The 1605-nt window shown below is 64.2% G+C and carries 2 protein-coding genes; both read right to left on the minus strand.

Annotation, left to right across the window (positions count from 1 at the left end; all coding sequences use genetic code 11):
• Positions 1 to 36 precede the first annotated feature (36 nt).
• Positions 37 to 516 carry a transcription elongation factor GreA gene (gene greA, locus ACT4N8_RS04815; RefSeq protein ID WP_444856997.1) on the minus strand — a complete coding sequence of 160 codons (480 nt, stop codon included), beginning with the start codon at positions 514 to 516 and terminating at the stop codon, positions 37 to 39.
• A gap of 81 nt (positions 517 to 597) precedes the next feature.
• Positions 598 to 1605 (minus strand): ATP-binding protein (locus ACT4N8_RS04820; protein ID WP_444856998.1); only part of this gene is annotated, 1008 nt, incomplete at its 5' end.

A 1605-nucleotide genomic window follows, 5' to 3' on the forward strand; every position in this document is an offset into this window, starting at 1 on the left:
TCGCCCAGCTTTGCGGCACGCGCATCGCGGCCGCGCCTATTTGAATTCGATCTTGGCGATCTCGTAATATTTGTCGCCGGAGGGGGCGGAGAATTCGACCTCCTCGCCCTTCGATCGCCCGATCAGCGCGCGGCCGAGCGGCGAGGCGTAGCTGATCCGCCCGGACTTGGCGTCCGCCTCGGTCTCACCGACGATCTGATATTTGACCTTCTGGTCCTTCTCGTCGAGCAGGGTCACGGTCGCGCCGAACACGACCTTGTTGCCCGACAGCGTCTTGGGATCGATCACCAACGCGCGGCTGATCCGGTCCTCGAGGTCGGCGATCGTCGCCTCGACCTGGCCCTGACGCTCCTTGGCGGCATGATATTCGGCATTTTCCGAAAGATCGCCATGGCCGCGGGCTTCCTCGATCGCGTCGATGATCGCCGGGCGCTCGACCGTTTTCAAATGCCGAACGTCCGCTTGGAGCTTCTCATAGCCCTCAGCCAGCATCGGCAGCTTGTCGACCGTCGCCATTGAAATACGCCTTTCGTCAAAAATTCTGCTTCGCGCCCCGACCCGAGGGGGCGCCCTGATCCTGATGAGGTTGTTCGGGATCTATGCGTCGGAAGCGGAATAATAGTCCTGCAACGAGCGCACTTCAAGGCTCCGCTCCCGCGCCGAGGCGATCGCCCGCACCACCGCCGCGCTGGAGGCGGCGGTGGTGAAATAGGGGATTCGCTGGCTGACCGCCGAGGCGCGGATCGAGGCGGAATCCTTATGGCTCTGCCAGCCTTCGGTGGTGTTGAAGATGAAAGCGATCTCGCCGTCCTTGATCTTGTCGACGATGTGCGGCCGCCCCTGCGCGACTTTGTTGATCCGCTCGACCTCGAGCCCTGCCGCCTGCAGATAGTCGGCGGTGCCGCCGGTGGCGACGGCGCGATAGCCGAAGCCCAGGAGCAATCGGACCGGTGCGACGATCGCGGGCTTATCGCTGTCCTTGACGCTGACGAACAAGGTTCCGCTCTCCGGCAGCTCGACCCCGGCGCCTTGCTGGGACTTGAGGAAGGCGGCATCGAAATCACTATCGATTCCCATGACTTCGCCGGTTGACTTCATTTCCGGCGACAAGACCGGGTCGATCCCGGGGAAGCGCGCGAAGGGGAACACCGCCTCCTTGACGGCGACATGCTTGATGTCGCGCTTCAGCGGCAGGAAATCGATCAGCTTCTCCCCCGCCATCACCCGCGCGGCGATCTTGGCGATGGGCGTGCCGATCGCCTTGGCGACGAAGGGCACGGTGCGGCTGGCGCGCGGATTGACCTCGATCAGGTAGACCTCGCCATCCTTCACCGCGAACTGAACGTTCATCAGCCCGACCACGCTCAGCCCCTCGGCGAGCAGGCGCGCCTGCCGCTCGATCTCGGCGATGATGGCGGGCGCCAGGCTGTAGGGCGGCAGCGAGCAGGCGCTGTCGCCAGAATGAACTCCTGCCTCCTCGATATGCTGCATGACGCCGGCGATGGCGACGTCATGACCGTCCGAGATTGCGTCGACGTCGACCTCGATCGCGTCGCGCAGATACTGGTCGATCAGCACCGGGCTGTCGCCGGAGACCTGCACCGC

Origin of the sequence: Sphingosinicella sp., assembly GCF_052387495.1 — a bacterium.
In the GTDB taxonomy this organism is placed as follows: Bacteria; Pseudomonadota; Alphaproteobacteria; order Sphingomonadales; family Sphingomonadaceae; genus Allosphingosinicella.

Bases quoted from the DNA above. Each gene is read 5' to 3' on its own strand.
- greA (WP_444856997.1), bottom strand. From the start codon at position 516: ATGGCGACGGTCGACAAGCTGCCGATGCTGGCTGAGGGCTATGAGAAG.